This is a genomic window from Agrococcus jenensis (assembly GCF_003752465.1).
Classification (GTDB): domain Bacteria; phylum Actinomycetota; class Actinomycetes; order Actinomycetales; family Microbacteriaceae; genus Agrococcus; species Agrococcus jenensis.
Genome location: NZ_RKHJ01000001.1, coordinates 1,787,935 through 1,808,289, shown reverse-complemented (window position 1 = coordinate 1,808,289; position 20,355 = coordinate 1,787,935). Strand labels below are relative to the sequence as shown.

Genomic DNA, 20,355 nt, shown 5'->3' with positions numbered 1-20,355 from the left:
GGGTCATCCCCCAGGCTCCCGCTCACGTCCGCTGGCTAGACTCGCGCCAGGTCGGCACCCCCGAGACGTGCCGGCAGCGGGGAGCGCAGATGCAGGCCAGGATCGTCCGTCCGTTCGCGGTCGTCGCGATGGGGGCCGCAGGCCTGCTGGCGCTCTCGGCCGGCGCGCTCGTCGCCGAGGACCCCGTCGACGTCGGCACCGACCCCTTCGTCGACACGACCGGCGACTACCAGGCCGACGACGCCGCGGTGACGGCGCAGCTCGAGGAGGCGAACGCCGCATCCGACGGCGACGTGTTCGTCGTCGTGGTCGACTCCTACGACGGCATCGACCGCGGCGAGTGGTCGGTGCAGTCGGCCGAGGCCTCCGGGCTGGGCCAGGACGACCTGCTCGTCACGATCGCGATGGACGACAGCCAGTGGGGCTACGGCTACCCGCAGGGCTTCCCACTGTCGGAGGCCGAGGTCAACCAGATCGCCCAGGAGTCCCTGCTCCCGGCGCTCAACAACGGCGACGTCCCCGGCGGCGTGACGGGCTTCTCCACCGCGGTCGGCGAGGCGATCGCGACGGGCGGCTCCGAGGGCGGCACGGAGGTCAACATCGACCCGTGGCCGGTCGTGCTGCTCGTCGGCGGCGCGGCGGTGGTCGGCGGGGGCGCGTTCCTCGTCACCCGCGGCATGCGCTCGCGGCGCAAGAAGCAGGGCGAGGTCGCCGAGCGAAAGCAGCAGCAGCTGAGCCTCGAGGAGCTGAAGCAGCGCGCCGACATCGCGCTCGTGCAGCTCGACGACACCGTGCAGGCGAGCGAGCAGGAGCTCGCCTTCGCGAACGCGCAGTTCGGCGAGGAGGCCGTGCGGCCCTACCGGGAGGCGCTCGACAAGGCGAAGGCCGGCCTCACCGAGGCGTTCGCGCTGCAGCAGCAGCTCGACGACGCCTTCCCCGACTCCGACCAGGAGCGGCACGAGTGGTCGAGCCGCATCCTTCAGATCGCCAACGGCGCGGGCACCGAGCTCGCGAGCCACGCGACCTCGTTCGAGCAGCTGCGCGACCTCGAGCGCACCGCGCCGCAGGTGCTCGAGTCGCTCGTGCAGTCGCGCCAGCAGCTCGACGGGCGCATCGCGAACGCGCGGCAGATCCTCGACCGCCTCGACGACGTGCACGCGGGCGCATCCATCGACCCGGTGCGCGAGAACATCGCGGGCGCCGAGCGGCAGCTGCCGAACATCGACCAGTCGCTCGCCGCCGGCCGCGACGCCAGCCAGCAGGGCAACGGCTCGAACGCGGCGCTCGCCGTGCACGCGGCCGAGGCGGCGCTCGCGCAGGCCTCCGGCCTGCTCGCCGCGGTCGAGCGCGCCGAGCGCGACCTCGGCAACTCCCGCCGGCAGCTCGACGAGCTCGTGCAGGACTCGATCGGCGACATCGCCGCCGCCAAGACGCTGCGCAGCACCAGCACGGTCGACCTCGCGCCGCTCATCCAGCACGTCGAGGAGCAGGTGCGGGTCGCGCAGCAGCGCCCCACCGACACCCTCACGGTGCTGAGCAACCTGCAGCGCGCCAACCAGCGCCTCGACGAGGCGACCGCGCAGCTGCGGCAGGGCGGCGGCCAGCTGCAGCGTCAGCAGGTGGGCCTCGACCGCTGGATCGAGTCGGCGCGCGCGAACATCGACCGCGCCGAGGACTACATCCACACCCGTCGCATGGGCGTCGGCCCTCACGCGCGGCAGCTGCTCGCGACCGCGCAGCAGGAGCTCGCGCAGGCGCTGCGGCTGCGCGAGGCCGACCCGGCCACCGCCTCGCAGTACGCGCAGGCGGCGTCGCAGCACGCCGAGCAGGCGATGCAGGATGCGTCGGGCGACGTCGGCGGCTGGGGCGGCCGGGCGCAGAACCCCTACTACCGCGGCGGCCGCGGCGGCGGCATGGGCGGCGGGCGCGGGCAGGACATGCTCACCGGTGGCCTGCTCGGCTACATCCTGGGCGACATGCTGAACGGCCCGGGCGGCGGCATCGGCGGGCACGCCGGCGGCTACACCGACCCCTTCGGCGGCGGCGGCGGCGAGGGCGGAGGCGGCGGTGGCGGCCTCGGCGACCTCTTCTCCGGCGGCGGCGGCTCGTTCGGCGGCGGCGGGGGCGGCGGCTTCTTCGGCGGCGGCTTCTCCGGCGGCGGCGGCGACTTCGGAGGCGGAGGCGGCTTCTTCGGCGACTGACGCGACCCGACCCGTGCACGGACCAGCGATCCCACCGACTCACACGTAGACATCCGACCCATGACCAGAGCACGATTCCCATGGCCGCTCCGGCGGCAACAGCAGGAAGGAACATCCATGTCCAAGCAGTCCATCCTCGGCCGCATCTCGCAGCTCGCGAAGGCCAACATCAACGCACTCCTCGACCAGGCCGAGGACCCCCAGAAGATGCTCGACCAGATGGTTCGGGACTACACGAACTCGATCGCCGAGGCAGAGTCGGCCATCGCGCAGACCATCGGCAACCTCCGCCTGCAGGAGCAGGACTACCAGGAGGACGTGCGCGCCGCGGAGGACTGGGGCCGCAAGGCTCTCGCCGCCAGCCAGCGCGCCGACGAGCTGCGCACCACCGGGTCCCCCGACGCCGCGAAGTTCGACAACCTCGCCAAGGTCGCCATCGGCAAGCAGATGCAGTCGGAGTCGGAGGCACGCGCCGCCGAGCCGTCGATCCAGTCGCAGAACGAGGTCGTCGACAAGCTGAAGACCGGCCTCGACACGATGAAGGGCAAGCTCGACCAGCTCAAGTCGAAGCGCTCCGAGCTCATCGCGCGCGCGAAGGTCGCCGAGGCGCAGACGCAGGTGCACGACGCCGTGAAGTCGATCGACATCATGGACCCGACGAGCGAGATCGGCCGCTTCGAGGAGAAGATCCGTCGCGAGGAGGCACGGGTCGTCGGCCAGCAGGAGCTCGCCGCGTCGTCGCTCGACGCGCAGTTCGAGGCGCTCGAGGACGTCGGCCGCGAGACCGAGATCGAGGCGCGCCTCGCTGCGCTCAAGCACGACCAGCAGCGGGCCGTCGGCGGCGGCACGCAGCAGGGTGCGATCGGCGGCTCGCAGCAGAGCACGCAGGGCGACACCGTCGAGGCCGAGGTCGTCGACCGCTAGGACGTCGACCGCTCCTGAGCGGTGCAGCCGAAGGCGGAGGTCCGTGGGCCTCCGCCTTCGTCGTGCCCGGCGCGGATGGGTCAGGCGCCGCAGTGCTGTCACACGCCGCAGTGCTGTCAGACGCCGCAGTGCTCTCAGATGCCCCAGTGCTCGAGGATCGCCTCGCAGAAGTCGTCGTTCGTGCCCGTCGAGCCGAAGATGACCTCCTCGCTCAGCACCTGGTCCGTCGCCACGTCGATCACGACCAGCAGCCGGACCTGGCCGTCGCCCTTGGCGAGCACCTTGCCGTCGCTGCCGATGAGGCGCTGTCCGCCCGTCAGCAGCACGGTGATGCTGATCGTGCCGTCACCGTTGTCGACGATCTCATGATCCCTCGAGAGCGTGTTCGGCTGGATGTCGGTGACCGTCATGCCGTCGTAGGTGAACGTCTGCACGGTGCGGGTGCGCTCGTGGAACCACAGGAGCTCGCCGTCCCCCCGCGTCCTGATGGTGCCGGATCCGGTGACCTCGAAGGTGTAGGCCGCATCCACGCCCGCACCGCAGAAGTCCCCGATGACGCCGCTCCCGGAGTCCTCGATCGTGTAGCGCTCGACGACCTGGGCGCCGGCCGGAGCGGCGCCGGCGGCGATGAGGCCGCCGACGAGGACCGCGGTGATGAGTGCGCGGGTCTTGGTGTGCTTGAACATGGTGGTGCCCTTCGGTGGAACGGAACTTCCGGACGGACAGCGCCCACCGCGTGACCCGCGCACCCGCACCAGCGGTCGGCTGCGCCGGCGACATCGTCCGCCGCCGAGCGTAGGCCGCGACCAAGGCCTGCGGTACTCCCCGATCTGCCCCTCGGGGCGGAGGTGGTCGACGGCGGATCGCGGTCGCGCGGCCCGGCGTTTGGAGGGGGTGGACGAACGTCCACTCGCTGCGCACCGCCCGCCGCTAGGTTGACGGCGTGACCGAGACGACTCCGCGCGTCGCGATCGAGCGACGCGGCACCATCCTCCACATGACCCTCGACCGGGTCGACAAGCGCAACGCGGCCGACGAGCGGATGCTGCAGGAGCTGTCGCTCGCCTACGGGCAGCTCGACCGCGACCCGACGCTGCGCGCCGGCGTCGTGAGCGCCCGCGGCGACCACTTCACGGCCGGGCTCGACCTCGCCGACATCGCGCCGAAGCTCGCGACCGGGCGCATCCGGCTGGTGCCCGACGGCGGGCTCGACCCGTGGGGGCTGCAGACGCCGCCGGTGCGGAAGCCCGTCGTGCTCGCCGTGCAGGGCACGTGCCTCACGCTCGGCATCGAGCTGGCGCTCGCCTCGGACATCGTGGTCGCGGCCGACTCGACGGTCTTCGCGCAGCTCGAGGTCGCGCGCGGCATCATGCCCTTCGGCGGCGCGACCGTGCGGTTCCCGCGGCTCGGCTGGGGCGACGCGATGCGCTGGGTGCTGACCGGCGACCGCTTCGACGCCGCGGAGGCGCACCGCATCGGGCTCGTGCAGGAGGTCGTGCCCGCGGGGACGGAGCTCGAGCGGGCGCTCGAGCTCGCCGAGCGGATCGCCGCGCAGGCACCGCTCGCCGTGCAGGCGACGCTCGCCGCGGCGCGCGAGGCGCTCGTCGACACCGCCGATGCGGTCGGCTCGCTGCTGCCCACGGTGCAGCGGCTCGGGATGACGAACGACGCGCGCCGAGCCGCCGAGGGCTACCTCGACGGGAAGCCCATCCCCTTCCAGGGCGACTGAAGGGCTGCCGCCGCCGAGGTGGCCTCGACTCGCGCGGCGCGCTGCGCGCGCTGCGCGGCTCGACCAGCAGTCGGGTCAGGCGCGCGACGGGATCGTCGACCGGTAGACGGTCTCGAGCTCCTGCGCCACGTCGCGCCATTCGCGGCGGCTGACGATGCGGCGGCCCGCGAGCCCCAGCTCGACCTGCAGGTCGACGTCCTCGAGGATCGCGCCCACGGCCTGCGCCCACTCGGCGGGATCGCGGCCGTCGACGAGCACCCCGGTCTCGCCGTCGACGACCGACTCGACGAGCCCGCCGACGCGCGACGCGACGACCGGCGTGCCGCTCGCGGCCGCCTCGAGCGGCACGAGGCCGAACGACTCCGTGCGGCTCGGCACGACGACGACATCCGCCGCGTCGAGCAGGCGCGCGAGCGCCGGCCGCTCCAGGCTGCCGATGTGGCGCACGCGCCCCTCGACGCCGATCTCGCGCGCGATGTCGTGCAGCGACTCGAGGTACCGCTCGTCGCCCGGCGTGGCGTCGCCCGCGACGACGAGCACCGCATCCGGCAGGTGCTCGAGCATGCGCACGGCGAGGTCCTGGCCCTTGAGCGGCTGCACGCGGCCGACGCAGACGACGAGCCCGTCGGCGGGCCGCACGCCGAGCCTCGCTCGCACCTCGGCGCGCGAGGCGACCGGGCGCGGCTGGAAGAGCAGCGCGTCGACGGCCGGCGGCACGAGCCAGACGCGCTCGGCGGATGCGCCGATGCCGTCGCAGAGCACGTCGACCTCCGCGCGCGAGACGGCGGCGATCGCGTCCACCTCGCCGGCGAGGTAGCGCTCGGTGAGCACGCGACGCTCTGGCTCGGGGCGCTCGTCGGTCGCGAGCCTGCGGTTCTTCTCCTCGGCGAGGGTGTGGAACGTCTGCACGATGGGGATGCCGAGCGACAGCGACACCGGCAGCGCCGCGAGGCCCGAGAGCCAGTAGTGCGCGTGGATCACGTCGTACGAGTCGGTCGCCGCGAGCGCGGCGCGCTCGAGCTCGGCACCGAACGCGTCGGCCAGGTTGGGCAGCTCGTGCTTGCGCACGACGCCGCCGCCGGTCGCGAGCGCGTAGAGCGTCACGCCTGACGCGATCGCGTGCGAGTGAGGCGCGCCGGCCGAGCGGGTGAAGACGTCGACGTGGTGTCCGCGGGCGGCGAGCGCCATCGCGCTCTCGAGCACGAGCACGTTGAGGCCGCCCGCGTCGCCCTTGCCAGGGCGATCGGTCGGCGAGGTGTGCATCGAGACGACCGCGATGCGCAGCGGCTCCGCATCGGGGATGCCGAACGGCTCGGGGCGCATGCGTCCAGGCTATCCGCGCGCCCCCGCCCGCGCATCCGAGTACGGTCGTCGCCATGAGCTCCTCCGACACCCCGCTCGCGCGTGCCGGACGCCGGCTCGGCGTCGCCGGCCGGACCGCATCCGGACCCGCCTTCCGCGCGCTCACCGCGCCCCCGGTCGCCCGCGTGGGCCACCGCATCGCGACGGGCGCGGCGCGCCTCTGGGGGCGGATCCTTCGCGGCGAGGAGCGGCAGGTCGGTGACCTCACCGTCGTCTCGGGGCTGCCGAGCTGGGCGTTCGGCCGCGGCGGCACGACCATCGGCGCCGTGTTCCTGACGAAGGACGCGGTGACGCCCGACATCCTCGAGCACGAGGACGTGCACCGGCGGCAGTGGGAGCGCTACGGGCTGTGGTTCATCCCGATGTACGTCGCCGCAGGCGCCGATGCGCTGCAGAACCGCTTCGAGGTCGAGGCCGGCCTCGAGCTGGGCGGCTACCTCCCCAAGCCCCGCAGGAGTCCCGACGGAGCGGCTGGCACCTCGAGGGGGTAGTGCCCTCGCGCTGCCAGCTGCTCCGTCGAGAAGGACGCTAGGGGCGCATGGCGGTGACGACGCGCTGCGTCCAGGGGATGCGGCGCTCGAGCTGGCGGCCGATGGCGAGCAGCGTCGCCTCCTCGCCGGGGCGGCCGATGAGCTGCACCCCCATCGGCAGCCCGTCGGGGGCCGGCGCCGTGCGGTGCACCGGGAGCGCGATCGCCGGGAGGCCGACCATGTTGACGAACGAGGTGTGCGGCGTGTGCAGCACCTGCGCGTCGAAGTCGGCCTCGCCATCCTGCGGGTACCAGTCGAGCGGGCGCGGCGTGAGCGCCGTCGCCGGCGTGAGCACCGCGTCCCACGGCGCGAACGCCGCGAGCACCCGCCGCTCGAGCTCGGTCGCCCAGAGCTGCGCGGTGGCGAGCCCGCCCGCGGTGAGGTGGTCGCTCGTGTCGATGATCCAGCGCGCGAGGGGCTCGAGCAGGTGCCGGTCCTCGCGCGCGATCGGCACGGTCGCGGCGCCCCCGCGCCACAGGGCGGTGAACGCCTCCGCGTAGCCCGAGACGCCGAGGAACCCCGACGCGTCCGGCAGCGCGACCTCGCCGATCTCGTGGCCGAAGGCCTCGAGCGCGCGGATCGCGGTCGCGACCGCGTCGTCGGCCTCCGGCGCGATGCGGATGTCGTGGGTCGCGTCCCACGGCGTGCCCGTCATGACCGCGATGCGGAAGCGCCCCTCGCCGCGCACGGCGGCGGCGAGCAGCGAGCCGTCGTCGCGCTCGGGCGACCGCAGCGTCAGCGCGTGCGGCGTCACGCCGTTGACGCGGCCGATGAGGGCGTCGGTGAGCAGCGCCACGTCCATCACCGAGCGCCCGATCGCGCCGGCCGTGACGAGCCCGCCCACCTGGCCGACGCCGCCGTTGGCCGGGATGCGCCCACGCGTCGGCTTGAGCCCGACGAGACCGCACGTGGCGGCGGGGATGCGGATCGAGCCGCCGCCATCGGAGCCGGGCGCGAACGGCAGCAGCCCTTGCGCCACCGCGGCTGCGGCGCCGCCGGACGAGCCGCCGGCGTGCAGGCCGGGATGTCCCGGCAGCGTCGTCGCGCCGTGCAGCGCCGAGCGCGTGTAGCCGGCGAAGCCGAGCTCGGGCGCGGCGGTGCGGCCGAGCACCACGCCGCCCGCGGCGTCGAGCACGCTCGCGACCGGGTCCGTGACGTCGGCGATGGCGCCCGCCTGCCAGCGGCTGCCGAGCGACGCCGGCTGCCCGGCGCGGCGCGTGAGGTCCTTGTCGGCGAACGGCAGGCCGTGGATGAGCCCGGTGCGGTCGTCGGCGTCGTCGACCGTCCGCGCGCGGGCGAGCGCGAGCTCGGCGTCGACGTGCACGATCGCGTTGGCGTCGTCGAGCCGGTCGATGCGGTCGAGGAAGTGCTCGGCGACCTCGACGGCGCTCAGCTGGCGCGCGTGCAGCAGCCGCCAGAGGTCGAGCGCGCCGAGCTCGTGGATCGCGCTCACGCGTCTGCCGCCGATCGCCGGGCGAAGGTGATGTGCTGCGCGAGCCAGCCCGTGCCGACGCCGACCGCGAGCGCGACGAGCACGCGCAGCGGCTGCCCGGCCGCGCTCGTCGCCCACACGAGGGCAGCGCTCGTCGCGAGCCCGCCGGCGATGCCCAGCAGCCAGCGCAGCAGCGCCACCGGCGCGCTGCCGGCGAGGGCGCGCAGGATGAGCGCGAGCATCGCCATCACCGCACCGAGCACGACGCCCAGCAGGAGCGACCAGAGGGCGATCGAGATCCACAGCACGACGTCGGTGCCGGCGGCGGACTCGACGGCGGCGGCGAGCACGACCGCCTCGGCGAGCACCGCCGCGATGCCGACCGCCCAGAGCGCCACCTGCCACAGCCGCCAGCGGAACGGCGCCGCGGCGCGTGCCCCCGCGGTCACCCGAAGTACCTGCCGGCCCGGCGCTGCAGCCGCTTGCGCTCGGTGCGCTCGCGCATCTGGTCGCGGCTGGCGTAGTTCGTCAGCTCGCGGAACGGATCGCGGCCGACGAAGCGCGACGGCTCGGCGATGATCGCCGCGATCGCCTTGTCGAACTCCCAGTACTCGCCGATGCGCGTGCCCTGACCGGGGTTCACGTGCCGCAGGCGGGCCTCGAACCGCACCTCGTCGCGCACCTCAAGCTGCACGATGAAGCCGCGCGTCGCGCCCGCGACCGACACCATCCAGAACCCAGGGCCGAGGTCGGTCACGGTCGCGCTCGGGTCGCTCGCGGCCGCCGCCACCTGCGCGTCGGTGTGCTCGCGCGTCTTCCGCCAGTCCTCGAACTCGGTCACGGAGCCATCGTGGCACCGCGCGGTGACATGGGCGACCGGCGACCGCGTCGCGCTGCGGCTCGTCGCGGTCATCGTGCGCATCACCGCTGCGCGCCGCCGCCGACGCCCCGCTCGGCGTCCCGGGCGCGGGCGACGAGGCCGGCGAGCGTCGACGCTCCCTGCTGCGCGTCGTCGACCGTCACCGCGAACCTCGACCCCTCGCGGGTGGTGACGACGATGCCCGGGCCACGCCGCAGCACGATCGCGAGGTGCCCCGGCAGGCCGCGGTAGCCCCATCCGCCCCACCCGAGCGGCTCGATCTCGTGCGCCTCCACGACGCGGATGCGCTCGAGCGGGATCGTGCGCAGTGGCAGCATCAAGAGCGCGCCGCGCACCCGCAGCCCCTCGGCGTCGACCGTGACGCGGATGCGCGCGAGCGCGAGCGTGATCGCCGCACCGGCGAGGAGCACGCCCGCGACGAGGATCGACAGCCACGGGCCCGCGACCGGCAGCACGGCCGCGACGAGCACGCTGCTGACGGCCAGGACGATGCCGAGCAGCAGGAACGGCGTCGAGCGCGCCTCGCCCCGCCACGACCGCTCGTCGGTGGGGGCGAGCGGCAGCACCGGCTCGTCGAGGTGCGGCACCCGGTCGTCGCGCGGGTGGATGAGCCACGGCACGAGCAGCAGCAGCACCGCGCCGAGCAGCAGCGCGAGCCACGGCCCGAGCACCGCCTCCTGCGCGCTGCCCGCCTCGACGGTCGTGACCGCCGAGACGACCCACGCCGCGGCGAGCATCCCTGACACGGCGGCGAGCAGCGAGAGCAGCGTCGCCCGGGTGCGGCTCGACAGCCGCACGGCTGCGAGCACGAGCCCGGCGACGAGCATCGCGCCTGTGATCGACAGCAGCGTCACCGCGGTCGGCACCGTCGCCGAGATGCCGTCGGCCACGCCGGTGTCCGACCAGTGCGTCGCGATCGAGGCCGGCAGCCGCGGCGCGAGCGCCACCCAGGTCGCGGCGATCACCGACGGCGGCAGCGCCAGCACGAGCGCCGCGAGCCACACGCGCGCCCGATCCATGCCCCCATCCTCCCGGACGACGGCTGCTCGCTCGACGCGCGCGACGGTGGGCCTCAGCGGCGCGAGCGCAGCAGGCCGATGCAGGTGGCCACGAGCGACGTCCACGCGCCGAGCAGCACCCCGACCGGGGCGAGCTCGATGGCCATCTGCGTGAGCGCGAAGAGCAGCCCGGTCGCGCAGGCGACCGCGAGCACGACGATCGAGACCGCGCGCCAGTACGGCACGTCGTGCGCCAGCTCCCGGCGAGCCACGACGACGCCGACCGCGGCGAGCACGCCCGGGATCAGGCCGTAGCCGCTGCCGACCGCGAGCGCCTGCAGGTCGGGGATGGCCGCGAGCGCGATCAGGGCGCCGCTCACCACGCCGACGGCGACGGCGACCGCCGCCGCCCAGCCGACGGCGAGCGCGAAGCCGGGGTGCGCGCGATGGGCGTGGTCACGGTGCTGGACGGCGGTCATGGATGCCTCCCCGCGACGGCGCGGCACCGCCGCTGGGCCCAGCATCCTCCGGGCGGCGGCCGTCCGCAATCCGCGTCCGCGGCAGCGCGGATGTGCGTCAGCGCTTCTTGCGCAGCGACTTCTGCAGCAGCACGATCCCGAGCTCCCGCCCGAACTTCTGGCCGACCCGGCCCATCCGCCCGATCTCGTCGAACCCCAGCCGCTCGTGCAGGCGGATCGACGCGTCGGCGCCCTGGTCGGCGATCACGGCGATCATCTCGCGCACGCCGCGCGCCTTGGTCGCCTCGATGAGCGCCTCCATGAGCGCACGCCCGAGGCCGCGGCCGGTCGCGGCGGGCGAGAGGTACACCGACGACTCCACCGTGTAGCGGTAGGCGCTGCGCTGCTTCCAGGGCTGCACGAGCGCGTAGCCGAGGATCGCGCCGGTCGCGCTCTCGGCGACGATGAAGGGCAGCTGCAGCTCGGTCGCCTCGCGCAGGCTGCGCCGCCACTGGCCGAGCGTCTTCGGGCGCTCGTCGAACGTGACGGTGGAGTTCAGCACGTAGTGGCGGTAGATGTCGCGCACGACCGGCAGGTCGGCCGCGGCGACGGGCCGGATCGTGAACGCGAAGTCGGGCTCGCGGTGCTCGGGCTCGCGCAGGTGCGCCGGCAGGCGGCGACGGCGCTCGTACTCCTCGGGCAGCACGTCAGGCCTCGCGCTCGACGGGGATGCGCCAGTCGATCGGGGCCGGGCCCTGCGCCTCGAGCGCCGCGTTGGCGCGCGAGAAGGGCCGCGAGCCGAAGAACCCGCGACTCGCCGACAGCGGCGACGGGTGGGCGGAGGCGATGACGGGCGTCTCCCCGAGCAGCGGCGCGAGCAGCTGCGCCTTCGCGCCCCACAGGATCGCGACGAGCGGGAGCGGCTCGCCGTCCGAGCCTCGGCGCGCGACGAGCGCTCGGATCGCCGCCTCGGTCACCTGCTCCCATCCCCAGCCGCGATGCGAGTCGCTGACGCCCGCGCCGACCGTGAGCACCCGGTTGAGCAGCAGCACGCCCTGGTCGGCCCAGGCGGAGAGGTCGCCGTGCGGCGCCGGCTCGATCCCCACGTCGTCCTGCAGCTCGCGGTAGATGTTCTGCAGCGAGCGCGGCAGCGGCCGCACGTGCCGCTCGACCGCGAACGACAGCCCGATCGGGTGCCCGGGCGTCGGGTATGGGTCCTGGCCGACGATGAGCACGCGGACGGCGTCGAGCGGCTGCCGGAACGCGCGCAGCACCGCGTCGCCCGCAGGCAGGTAGGGGCGGCCCTCCGCGGTCTCGCGCCGCAGCCGCTCCCCCAGCTCGCGCACGACGGGCTCGACGGGCGCGAGCGCCTCGGCCCAGCCTGCGTCGACGAGCTCGCGGAGCGGCGCGACGGTCATGCCGCGGGAGCTGCGGCGAGCACGGCGACCGTGACCCGGTCGGTGTCGCCGGCGCGGTCGGCGGTCCAGACGCTGCCGTCGCCCGCGACCTCGAGGCCACCGGCGCCGACGATGAGGGAGGTGCACTCGTCGATCGCGACGACCCGGTCGGCGAGGCCCGCCGCGACGATCGCGATCGCCCGCGAGACGGTGCCGTACTGCGCCGCGTGTACGTCGACGACGAGGTCGACGAGCCCGAGGCCCGCGTCGAGCGTGACGTCGTCGAGCCCCTCCGCGCTCGCCTGTGCCACGACGGGCACGCCGCCGATGCGCCAGCCGCCCAGCAGCGCGACGTCGCCGGCGATCATCGCGCCCGCGGAGTAGCCGGCGTAGGGCACGCCGGTCGAGACGAGGCCGCGGATGGTGTCGGCGGCCGGCATGACGGCCGCGTGGTAGCCGGGCGTGAGCCCACCGCCGATGAAGATGCCGTCGGCGCCGCCGAGGTCCGTGGGCAGCAGCGTGCGCTCGGCGGTGAGCTGCACGATGCGCACCTCCCCCGCGCCGAGCTTGACGAGGTCGGCGCGGTAGTCGTCGTGCCAGGTCTCGCCCTCGGCCGCATCCGCGGCCCACAGCACGACCACGATCACGGGTGCGCCCTCGGCGCGCTCGCGGGCCTCGGCGACGAAGCGGCCGGTCCAGCGCGACTCGTCGTCGGCGTCGCCGCCGCCCAGCAGATGGATGCTCATGCGTCCGAGTCTGCCAGTCCCTCGCGGAGAACTCTCAACGGAGCGACTGGCTGCACGAGGGGATAGTGCCCTCGCGTCACCAGCTGCTCCGTTGAGGATTCACGAGAGGGCGGCGAAGGCCTCGTCGAGGATCGCGAGGCCCGCCCGGGCGTCGTCGTCACCCATCACGAGCGGCGGCACGACGTGCAGGCGGTTGTCGGCGGCGAACGGCACGTAGCCGCGCTCCATCAGCAGCCCCTTGAGCTGCGCGACGACGGATGCGTCGACCGGCTCGCGCGTGGCGCGGTCGGCGACCAGGTCGAGCGCCCAGAAGCAGCCTCGGCCGCGGACCTCGCCGATGACGGCGTGCCGCTCGGCGAGCGCCGCGAGCCCCGGCCCCAGGATGTCGGCGCCGAGGTGCGCGGCATGCTCGACGATCCGCTCCTCGCGCATCGCGTCGATCGACGCGACGATCGACGCCGCCGCGAGCGGGTGGCCCGCGTAGGTGAGCCCGCCGGGGATGGCCCGCTCGCGGAAGGTGTCGAGGATGTGCTCCGCCATGATGACGCCGCCGACAGGCACGTAGCCGGAGTTCACGCCCTTCGCGAAGGTGACGAGGTCGGGGCGGACGCCGTCGTGCTGGTGCGCGAACCAGCGGCCCGTGCGGCCGAAGCCCGCCATCACCTCGTCGAGGATGAGCACGATGCCATGCCGGTCGGCGAGCTCGCGCAGCCCCTGCAGGTACCCGGCCGGCGGCACCAGGATGCCCGCGGTGCCCGGCACCGACTCGACGAGGATCGCCGCGAACGTCGACGGCCCCTCCGCCTCGATCACGCGCCGCGCGTGCTGCAGCGCCCGCTCGCACTCCTGCTCCTCGCTCTCCGCCCAGAACTCCGAGCGGTACAGGAAGGGGCCGAAGCAGTGCACGTGGCCGGTCGAGAACTCGTTGCCCACCCGGCGGTGGTCGCCGGTCGCGTTCACCGCCGCGCCGGTGTTGCCGTGGTACGAGCGGTAGTGCGAGAGCACCTTCGCGCGACCGGTGTGGATGCGCGCCATCCGGATGGCGTTCTCGACGGCATCCGCACCGCCGTTCGTGAAGAACACCGCGGCCATGTCGTCGATCGTCGACAGGATGCGCTCGGCCGCCTCCCCGCGCCGCAGGTTCGTCGTGGCCGGGGCGACGGTCGCGAGCTCCGCCGCCTGCCGCTGGATGGCCTCGACGACCCGCGGGTGCGCGTGACCGATGTTCGTGTTCACGAGCTGGCTCGAGAAGTCGAGGTACTCGCGCCCGTCGTAGTCCCACAGCCGCACGCCCTCGCCGCGCGCGACCGTGAACGGATTCGTCGTCCCGTGCTTCGACCAGGAGTGCAGGATCAGCCGGTCGAGCTCGCGGGCGCGCTCGCCGTCGGGGTCGGGACTCGTCATGGTCGCTCCTCGGTCACGCAGTCGTAGGGTCGCGGGTCGCTCCGGACTCTACCGAGCGCTACTGGCCGCCCTCCTGCAGCTCGACCTCGATCGGCGCGAAGTCCTCGCCGGTGACGTCGACGCCCTCGGCCTCGAGCTGCTCGAGCGCCTGCTCGACGTACTCATTCGTCCACGCGCCGTCGTCGGGCGCGGCGGTGAGCACCGTCGCGCCGTCCTGGTTGCGTGTGCTCATGGCGATGTCGACCGTCTGCTCCCAGGCATCCTCGTCGATCATGCCGATGCCGTCCTCGGACGGCCAGATGAGGCTGTTCGTCTCGTTCACCATCCACAGCTGGTGCGAGGCGCCGAGCTGGCTGCCGGCGTCGACGACGATCTGCGCCGCCTCCTCGGGGTTGTCGCGCGCGTAGAGCCAGCCCTCGATCGAGGCCTTGATGAACGCGACCGTGGTGGCCTCGAACTCCGGGTCCTCGAGCCGCTCGCTCGATGCCCAGATGGCGTCCTGCAGCATCGCGGTGCCGACGTCGTTCCAGTCGAGCACCGAGAAGTCGTCGGCCGTGTAGAGCTCGCCCGTCTCGGGGTCGACGCTCTCGAGCAGCTGCGCGTACTCGTTGTAGGTCATCGCCTGCGCGGCGTCGATGTCGCCGGCGAGCAGGCCCGACATGTCGAACGCCTGCTGCACGAGCGTGACGTCGGTCATCGGGTCGAGGCCGGCCTCGGTGAGCGCGGCGAACAGCTCGAACTCGTTGCCGAAGCCCCACGAGCCGACGTTCTTGCCGGCGAGGTCCTCGACCGAGTCGATGCCGGCGTCGGCGAACGAGACCTGCAGCGTGCCCGAGCGCTGGAAGATCTGCGCGACGTCGGTGATCATGGCGCCCTGCTCGCGGCTCGCGAGCGCCTTCGGCACCCACGCGATCGCGAAGTCGGCGCCCCCGTCGGCGAGCACGGTCTGCGGCACGATGTCGGCACCGCCCTCCGTGATCGTCACGTCGAGCCCGGCCGCCTCGTAGAAGCCCTGGTCGACGGCCGCGTAGTAGCCGGCGAACTGGCCCTGCGCGAACCACTGCAGCTGCAGCGTCACGGGGGTCAGCTCGCCGTCGGCGCCGGCGCTCTCGGACTCGGTGGGTGCGGCGCCGGTGGAGCAGGCGACGAGCACGGCGGATGCGACGGCTGCGGCGGCGGCGAGGACGGCGCGGCGGCGGCTGCGCGACGCGGACGGCGGTGCGGAACGGTGCATGGTGGGCTCCTCGGGGTGGGTGCTGGTGGTGCAGGTGCTGGTGGTGCGGATGTGGCCGTGCGGATCGGGCTGGGCGCGCGAGCGCGTCAGCCGACGGGGATGCGGGCCCAGCGGCTCGCGAGACGCTCGAGCAGGAGCGTGACGGTGTAGAAGATGAGGCCGAGCGCGATCGCGGCGACGACGTACGCCCAGGCGCGGGCGTAGCCGGACTGGGCGGCGGCGCTCGCGATGCGGCTGCCGAGGCCGTTCTGCAGGCCGCCGAAGTACTCGGCAACGATCGCGGAGATCACCGCGACCGACGAGGCGATCGTGAGCCCGGCGAACACGAAGGGCACGGCGCCGGGCATGGTCACCATCCGCGTCGCCTGCCAGCCGCTCGCCCCGTAGGCGCGCATGAGGTCGCGGTGCACGGGGCGCACCTGGCGCAGCCCGCGCAGGGTGGTGATGAAGACCGGCACGAACGAGGCGATCGCGACGACGATGATGCGCGGCATCTCGCTCGTCGCGCCGTACATCGTCTGCAGCACCGGCGCGAGCGCGACGATCGGCACGACCGCGATCGCGGCGACGAGCGGCGCGACGACCTGGTCGAGCCAGCGCACGCGCGCGGCGAGCGCGGCGACCACGACCGCCACGACCGCGCCGAGCAGCAGCCCGACGAGGGCGTTCCTGCCGGTCGCGAGCGCGGCCTGCGCGACGCCGGCGATCGCCGCCTGCAGCTGGGCGAGGATCGCGCTCGGCGCGGGCAGCAGGTAGGGCTGGATCTCGAGCGCTCGCACGCCGACCTCCCAGAGCGCGAGCGCGGCCACGCCGAGCGCTGCGGGTGCGGCGATCCGCACCCAGCCGCGGTCGGTCCAGTGCGCGCCGGTCATCGCGCCTCCGCCCCGCGCGGCGCGGCGCCCTCCCGGCCGTGTAGCGCCTCCCGCACGGACGTGACCGAGCGGAAGAACGCTTCCGTCTCGCGCACCGCGTCGTCGGCGGCGCTCGCGACGGGCGCGCGCTCGACCGTGACGACGTCGGTGATGCGACCGGGCCGCGGGCTCATCACGACCACCCGGTCGGCGAGGAAGACGGCCTCGGGGATGGAGTGGGTCACGAAGACGACGGCCGCGCCGGTCTCGGCGCGGATGCGCAGCAGCTCGCCCTGCAGCCGCTCGCGCGTCATCTCGTCGAGCGCGCCGAACGGCTCGTCCATGAGCAGCAGCCGCGGGTGCTCGGCGAGCGCGCGGGCGATCGCGACGCGCTGCTGCATGCCGCCGGAGAGCTGGTCGGGGTGCCGGTCGGCGAACTCCGCGAGCCCGACGAGCTCGATGAGCTCGTCGGCGCGGGCACGGCGGTCGGCGGCGGATGCGCCGTGCAGCTGCAGCGGGAGCTCGACATTGGCGCGCACCGTGCGCCACGGCAGCAGGCCGGACTGCTGGAAGGCGATGCCGTAGGCGCGCTCGAGCCGCGCCTGGCGCGCCGGCATGCCGAAGACGCGCACCTCGCCGGCGCTCGGCTCGTCGAGGTCGGCGATGAGCCGCATGAGCGTCGACTTGCCGCAGCCGGAGGGCCCGATGAGGGCGACGAACTCGCCCTCGGCGACCGTGAGGCTCACGGCGTCGAGCGCGCGCACGGTGCTCGCCGCCCTGCCGGCCTTCGTCTCGAACACCTTCGTGACGTCCGCCACCTCGACCGCGCTCATCGCGCCTCCGCTCTCCGGTAGTCGCGGAGCGCGAGCCCCGCGAGCGCGACGATGCCCGCCGCGACGAGGCCCATGACGACGGCGCCCGCGATCGGCGCCCAGGCCTTCGCGGGATCCGAGGAGCCCGACTGCGCGTACTCGACGATGAGCCGGCCGATGCCGCCGCGCGCGCCCGTGGACACCTCGGCGACGACGGTGCCGATGATCGCGGTCGCGGCGCCCAGCCGCAGCGACGACAGCAGCTGCGGCACGGCGGCGGGCAGCCGCAGGAACCGCAGCGTGCCCCACCAGCCGACCCCCTGCGCGCGGAACAGGTCGAGGTGCTCCTGCTCGGGCGCGCGGAGCCCGCGCAGCGTGCCGATCGCGATCGGGAAGAACGCGAGGTACGAGGCGATCACGGCCACGCTCATCCACCGCTCCCACTGCAGCGCGCCGAGCTCGAGCCGCCCGCCCCACGCGACGACGAGCGGCGCGAGCGCGATGAGCGGCACCGTCTGGCTGAGGATGAGCCACGGCAGCATCGCGCGGTCGGCGAGCCGGAAGCGCTGCATCACGAGCGCGAGCAGCACGCCGACGACCGCGCCGAGCAGCAGCCCGATCGCGGCGGTGCCGAGCGTCTGCGCCGCGGCACGGGCGACGGCGACGACGACCAGCTCGCCCGCCGCGCCGGTCGCGGGCTGGAAGGCACGGGCGACGGAGTCCCACACGTGCGGCATCGCCAGGTCGGTCGTGCGCGGCAGCAGCACCGTGCCGCCGAGCGCGACGCCCTCCGCCGGCCCGAGCGCCTTGTAGAGCTCCCAGAGCGCGGCGAGCCCGAGCGCGCCGAGGGCTCCGAGCAGCAGCGGTCGCGCGCCCCGAGCCCTCATGCGGTCACGACCTCGCCTTGGCGGTCTCGCGGAGCGCCGGGATGATCCGCTCGCCGTACTGGCGGAGCGTCTCCTCCTTGTCGTCGTGCATGACGTAGGCCGCGAACTGGTCGACGCCGAGCTCCCGCAGCCGGGTGAGCTTCTCGATGTGGTCGTCCGCGGTGCCGAGCACGCAGAACCGGTCGACGATCGCATCCGGCACGAAGTCGACGTGGTCGTTGTCGGCCTTGCCGTGGGTGTTGTAGTCGTAGCCGGTGCGCGACTCGATGTAACTCGCCAGATCCTCGGGGATCGCGCTGCCCTTGCCGTACTTCGCCACGATGTCGGCGACGTGGTTGCCGACCATGCCGCCGAACCAGCGCGACTGCTCGCGCTGGTGGTCGAGGTCGTCGCCGACGTAGGCGGGCCCGGCCACGCAGATCCTGATCGACATCGGGTCGCGGCCCGCGTCGCTCGCCGCGGTCCGCACCCGCTCGATCATCCACTTCGTGATCTCGGGGTCGGCGAGCTGCAGGATGAAGCCGTCGGCGACCTCCCCCGCGAGCTTGAGCGCGAGCGGCCCATAGGCGGCGACCCACACCGGCAGCTCCGAGCCGTGCGACCAGGGCAGCCGCAGCGTCACGCCGCCGACCTCGACGGCGCGGCTCGAGCCGAGCTCGCGGATGACGTGCACGGCCTGCCGCAGCTCCTTGAGCGTCGTCGGCTCGCCGCCCGAGACGCGCACCGCGGAGTCGCCGCGCCCGATGCCGCAGATGGTGCGGTTGCCGTACATCTCGTTGAGCGTCGCGAACGTGGAGGCGGTGACGCTCCAGTCGCGCGTCGCGGGGTTCGTGACGAACGGCCCGACGGTCACGCGACGGGTCGCCGCGAGCGCCGCCGAGAGGATCACGTACGGCTCCTGCCACAGCACGTGGCTGTCGAACGACCACACGTGGCTGAAGCCGTGCACCTCGGCGAGCTGGGCGAGCTGCACGAAGCGGCTCGCGGGCGGGTTGGTCTGGAAGACGGCGCCGAACTCCATCATGCTCCTCGTCGTCGCGCGGGTCTGGCCGCAGGGATGCGCATCACAGCAGGTACTGGCTCAGGCCGCGCTTCACGAACGAGCCGTCGCCGGCTCGCCCGAGGTACTGCCGGTCGTCGACGACGACGCGGCCGCGGCTCAGCACGGTGTCGACGTGCCCGTCGATCTCGAACCCCTCCCAGGCGGAGTAGTCCATGTTCATGTGGTGCGTCTGCTCCACGCCGATCGACGTGTGGCCTGCCGGGTCGTAGACGACGATGTCGGCGTCGGCGCCGGGCTGGATGACGCCCTTCTTCCCGTACAGGCCGAACATGCGCGCGGGGGTCGTCGCGGTGATCTCGACCCAGCGCTCGAGCGAGATGTGGCCGTCGACGACGCCCTGGTACAGCAGGTCCATGCGGTGCTCGACCGAGCCGATGCCGTTCGGGATCTTCGAGAAGTCGCCGCGGCCGAGCTCCTTCTGGTCCTTCATGCAGAAGGGGCAGTGGTCGGTCGACACCATCTGGATGTCGTTCGTGCGCAGCGCGCTCCACAGCTCGTCCTGGTGGTGCTCGTGCTTCGAGCGCAGCGGCGTCGAGCAGACCCACTTCGCGCCCTCGAAGTCGCCCCACTCGTCGCTGCGGGCGCCGAGCTGCTCCTCGAGCGAGAGGTAGAGGTACTGCGGGCACGTCTCGCCGAAGACGTTCTGCCCGGCGTCGCGGGCCGCGGCGAGCTGCGCGACCGCCTGCTTCGCGCTCACGTGCACGACGTAGAGCGGCGCGCCGGTGAGGTTCGCGAGCATGATCGCCCGGTGCGTGGCCTCCTCCTCCATCTGCCAGGCGCGCGCGACGCCGTGGAAGTAGGGGTCGCTCTTGCCCTGGGCGAGCAGCTGCTGCACGAGCACGTCGATCGCCGGCCCGTTCTCGGCGTGCATCATCGTCATGAGTCCGGTGTCGGCCGCGACCTGCATGGCCTTGAGGATCTGCGCGTCGTCGGAGTAGAAGACGCCCGGGTAGGCCATGAACAGCTTGTAGCTCGAGATGCCCTCGTCGGCGAGGCCGCGGAGCGCCGTGAGCGACGCCTCGTTGACGTCGCCGACGATCTGGTGGAAGCCGTAGTCGATGGCGCACTGCCCGGCCGCCTTCTCGTGCCACGCGGCGAGGCCGTCCTCGATCCGCTGGCCGTACGTCTGCACCGCGAAGTCGATGATCGTGGTCGTGCCGCCCCAGGCGGCGGCGCGCGTGCCCGTCTCGAAGGTGTCGCTCGCGGCGGTGCCGCCGAACGGCAGCTCCATGTGGGTGTGCGCGTCGATGCCGCCGGGGATGACGTACTTGCCGGTGGCGTCGATGACGCGGTCGACGGAGCGGGCGAGGTCGACGCCGAGCAGCTCGCTGCCGGGCGCGAGGACAGCGCGGATCGTCTCGCCGTCGACGAGCACGTCGGCGAGGGAGCTGCCGGTGGCCGACACGACGGTGCCGCCGCGGATGAGCGTGGTGGTCATGGCGGCGCC

The 20,355-nt window shown here is 73.8% G+C and carries 21 protein-coding genes; 4 read left to right on the top strand and 17 right to left on the bottom strand.

Translation table 11 applies throughout. The features are described 5' to 3' along the window. Positions 1-89 precede the first annotated feature (89 nt). Positions 90-2,201, top strand: coding sequence for a TPM domain-containing protein (locus tag EDD26_RS08920; RefSeq protein ID WP_123697398.1), 2,112 nt, complete (start codon positions 90-92; stop codon positions 2,199-2,201). Between the two features lie 117 nt (positions 2,202-2,318). Next, a complete protein-coding gene (locus EDD26_RS08915) occupies positions 2,319-3,125 on the top strand; it encodes a PspA/IM30 family protein (RefSeq protein ID WP_123697397.1) in 807 nt (268 codons plus the stop codon). Positions 3,126-3,259: 134 nt separating this feature from the next. Here EDD26_RS08915 and EDD26_RS08910 read toward each other — a convergent pair whose 3' ends face one another. Beyond that, positions 3,260-3,811 carry a hypothetical protein gene (locus tag EDD26_RS08910; protein ID WP_123697396.1) on the bottom strand — a complete coding sequence of 184 codons (552 nt, stop codon included), beginning with the start codon at positions 3,809-3,811 and terminating at the stop codon, positions 3,260-3,262. A 257-nt stretch (positions 3,812-4,068) separates the two neighbouring features. Here EDD26_RS08910 and EDD26_RS08905 point away from each other — a divergent pair, with 257 nt between their 5' ends. Beyond that, positions 4,069-4,854: a crotonase/enoyl-CoA hydratase family protein gene (locus tag EDD26_RS08905; protein WP_281273318.1), complete on the top strand. Its 786-nt coding sequence runs from the start codon at positions 4,069-4,071 to the stop codon at positions 4,852-4,854. Between the two features lie 75 nt (positions 4,855-4,929). On the opposite strand, the gene EDD26_RS08900 is transcribed toward EDD26_RS08905, so the two are convergent. After that, entirely contained in the window at positions 4,930-6,177 is a 1,248-nt protein-coding gene (locus EDD26_RS08900) for a glycosyltransferase (RefSeq protein ID WP_123697395.1), read from the bottom strand. A 53-nt stretch (positions 6,178-6,230) separates the two neighbouring features. Between EDD26_RS08900 and EDD26_RS08895 the strand changes: the two genes are divergently transcribed. Continuing rightward, complete coding sequence (locus EDD26_RS08895; protein WP_123697394.1) at positions 6,231-6,707, top strand: hypothetical protein; 477 nt, start codon at positions 6,231-6,233, stop codon at positions 6,705-6,707. Positions 6,708-6,744: 37 nt separating this feature from the next. On the opposite strand, the gene EDD26_RS08890 is transcribed toward EDD26_RS08895, so the two are convergent. From EDD26_RS08890 to hydA, 15 genes are all read right to left on the bottom strand, one after another. Further along, positions 6,745-8,199: an amidase gene (locus tag EDD26_RS08890; RefSeq protein ID WP_123697393.1), complete on the bottom strand. Its 1,455-nt coding sequence runs from the start codon at positions 8,197-8,199 to the stop codon at positions 6,745-6,747. Continuing rightward, the gene (locus EDD26_RS08885) at positions 8,196-8,627 is read right to left on the bottom strand and encodes a hypothetical protein (protein ID WP_123697392.1); all 432 of its coding nucleotides are present in this window, start codon (positions 8,625-8,627) and stop codon (positions 8,196-8,198) included. Before EDD26_RS08885 ends, EDD26_RS08890 begins: the two co-directional genes overlap by 4 nt. After that, complete coding sequence (locus EDD26_RS08880) at positions 8,624-9,019, bottom strand: hypothetical protein (protein WP_148058722.1); 396 nt, start codon at positions 9,017-9,019, stop codon at positions 8,624-8,626. The genes EDD26_RS08885 and EDD26_RS08880 overlap by 4 nt, the downstream gene beginning before the upstream one ends. An 80-nt stretch (positions 9,020-9,099) precedes the next feature. After that, positions 9,100-10,077, bottom strand: coding sequence for an SdpI family protein (locus EDD26_RS08875; RefSeq protein ID WP_123697390.1), 978 nt, complete (start codon positions 10,075-10,077; stop codon positions 9,100-9,102). Positions 10,078-10,130: 53 nt separating this feature from the next. Further along, the gene (locus EDD26_RS08870) at positions 10,131-10,535 is read right to left on the bottom strand and encodes a hypothetical protein (protein WP_123697389.1); all 405 of its coding nucleotides are present in this window, start codon (positions 10,533-10,535) and stop codon (positions 10,131-10,133) included. A gap of 97 nt (positions 10,536-10,632) precedes the next feature. Then, complete coding sequence (locus tag EDD26_RS08865; RefSeq protein ID WP_123697388.1) at positions 10,633-11,220, bottom strand: GNAT family N-acetyltransferase; 588 nt, start codon at positions 11,218-11,220, stop codon at positions 10,633-10,635. A 1-nt stretch (position 11,221) separates the two neighbouring features. Beyond that, positions 11,222-11,932 carry a uracil-DNA glycosylase gene (locus EDD26_RS08860; protein WP_123697387.1) on the bottom strand — a complete coding sequence of 237 codons (711 nt, stop codon included), beginning with the start codon at positions 11,930-11,932 and terminating at the stop codon, positions 11,222-11,224. Beyond that, positions 11,929-12,657: a Type 1 glutamine amidotransferase-like domain-containing protein gene (locus tag EDD26_RS08855; protein WP_123697386.1), complete on the bottom strand. Its 729-nt coding sequence runs from the start codon at positions 12,655-12,657 to the stop codon at positions 11,929-11,931. Before EDD26_RS08855 ends, EDD26_RS08860 begins: the two co-directional genes overlap by 4 nt. A 99-nt stretch (positions 12,658-12,756) precedes the next feature. Next, positions 12,757-14,061 (bottom strand): aspartate aminotransferase family protein, encoded by a 1,305-nt coding sequence (locus EDD26_RS08850; protein ID WP_123697385.1) that lies wholly within the window; start codon positions 14,059-14,061, stop codon positions 12,757-12,759. A gap of 58 nt (positions 14,062-14,119) precedes the next feature. Further along, complete coding sequence (locus tag EDD26_RS08845) at positions 14,120-15,295, bottom strand: ABC transporter substrate-binding protein (protein ID WP_123697384.1); 1,176 nt, start codon at positions 15,293-15,295, stop codon at positions 14,120-14,122. An 86-nt stretch (positions 15,296-15,381) separates the two neighbouring features. Further along, positions 15,382-16,167, bottom strand: coding sequence for an ABC transporter permease (locus tag EDD26_RS08840; protein ID WP_123697383.1), 786 nt, complete (start codon positions 16,165-16,167; stop codon positions 15,382-15,384). After that, positions 16,164-16,979 (bottom strand): ABC transporter ATP-binding protein, encoded by an 816-nt coding sequence (locus EDD26_RS08835; protein ID WP_123697382.1) that lies wholly within the window; start codon positions 16,977-16,979, stop codon positions 16,164-16,166. Before EDD26_RS08835 ends, EDD26_RS08840 begins: the two co-directional genes overlap by 4 nt. Continuing rightward, on the bottom strand, positions 16,976-17,845 hold the full coding sequence (locus EDD26_RS08830) for an ABC transporter permease (protein ID WP_123697381.1): 870 nt from the start codon (positions 17,843-17,845) through the stop codon (positions 16,976-16,978). Before EDD26_RS08830 ends, EDD26_RS08835 begins: the two co-directional genes overlap by 4 nt. A gap of 4 nt (positions 17,846-17,849) precedes the next feature. Then, a complete protein-coding gene (locus EDD26_RS08825; RefSeq protein WP_123697380.1) occupies positions 17,850-18,866 on the bottom strand; it encodes a TIGR03842 family LLM class F420-dependent oxidoreductase in 1,017 nt (338 codons plus the stop codon). A 43-nt stretch (positions 18,867-18,909) separates the two neighbouring features. Further along, positions 18,910-20,346, bottom strand: coding sequence for a dihydropyrimidinase (gene hydA, locus EDD26_RS08820; protein ID WP_123697379.1), 1,437 nt, complete (start codon positions 20,344-20,346; stop codon positions 18,910-18,912). Positions 20,347-20,355: the final 9 nt, after the last annotated feature.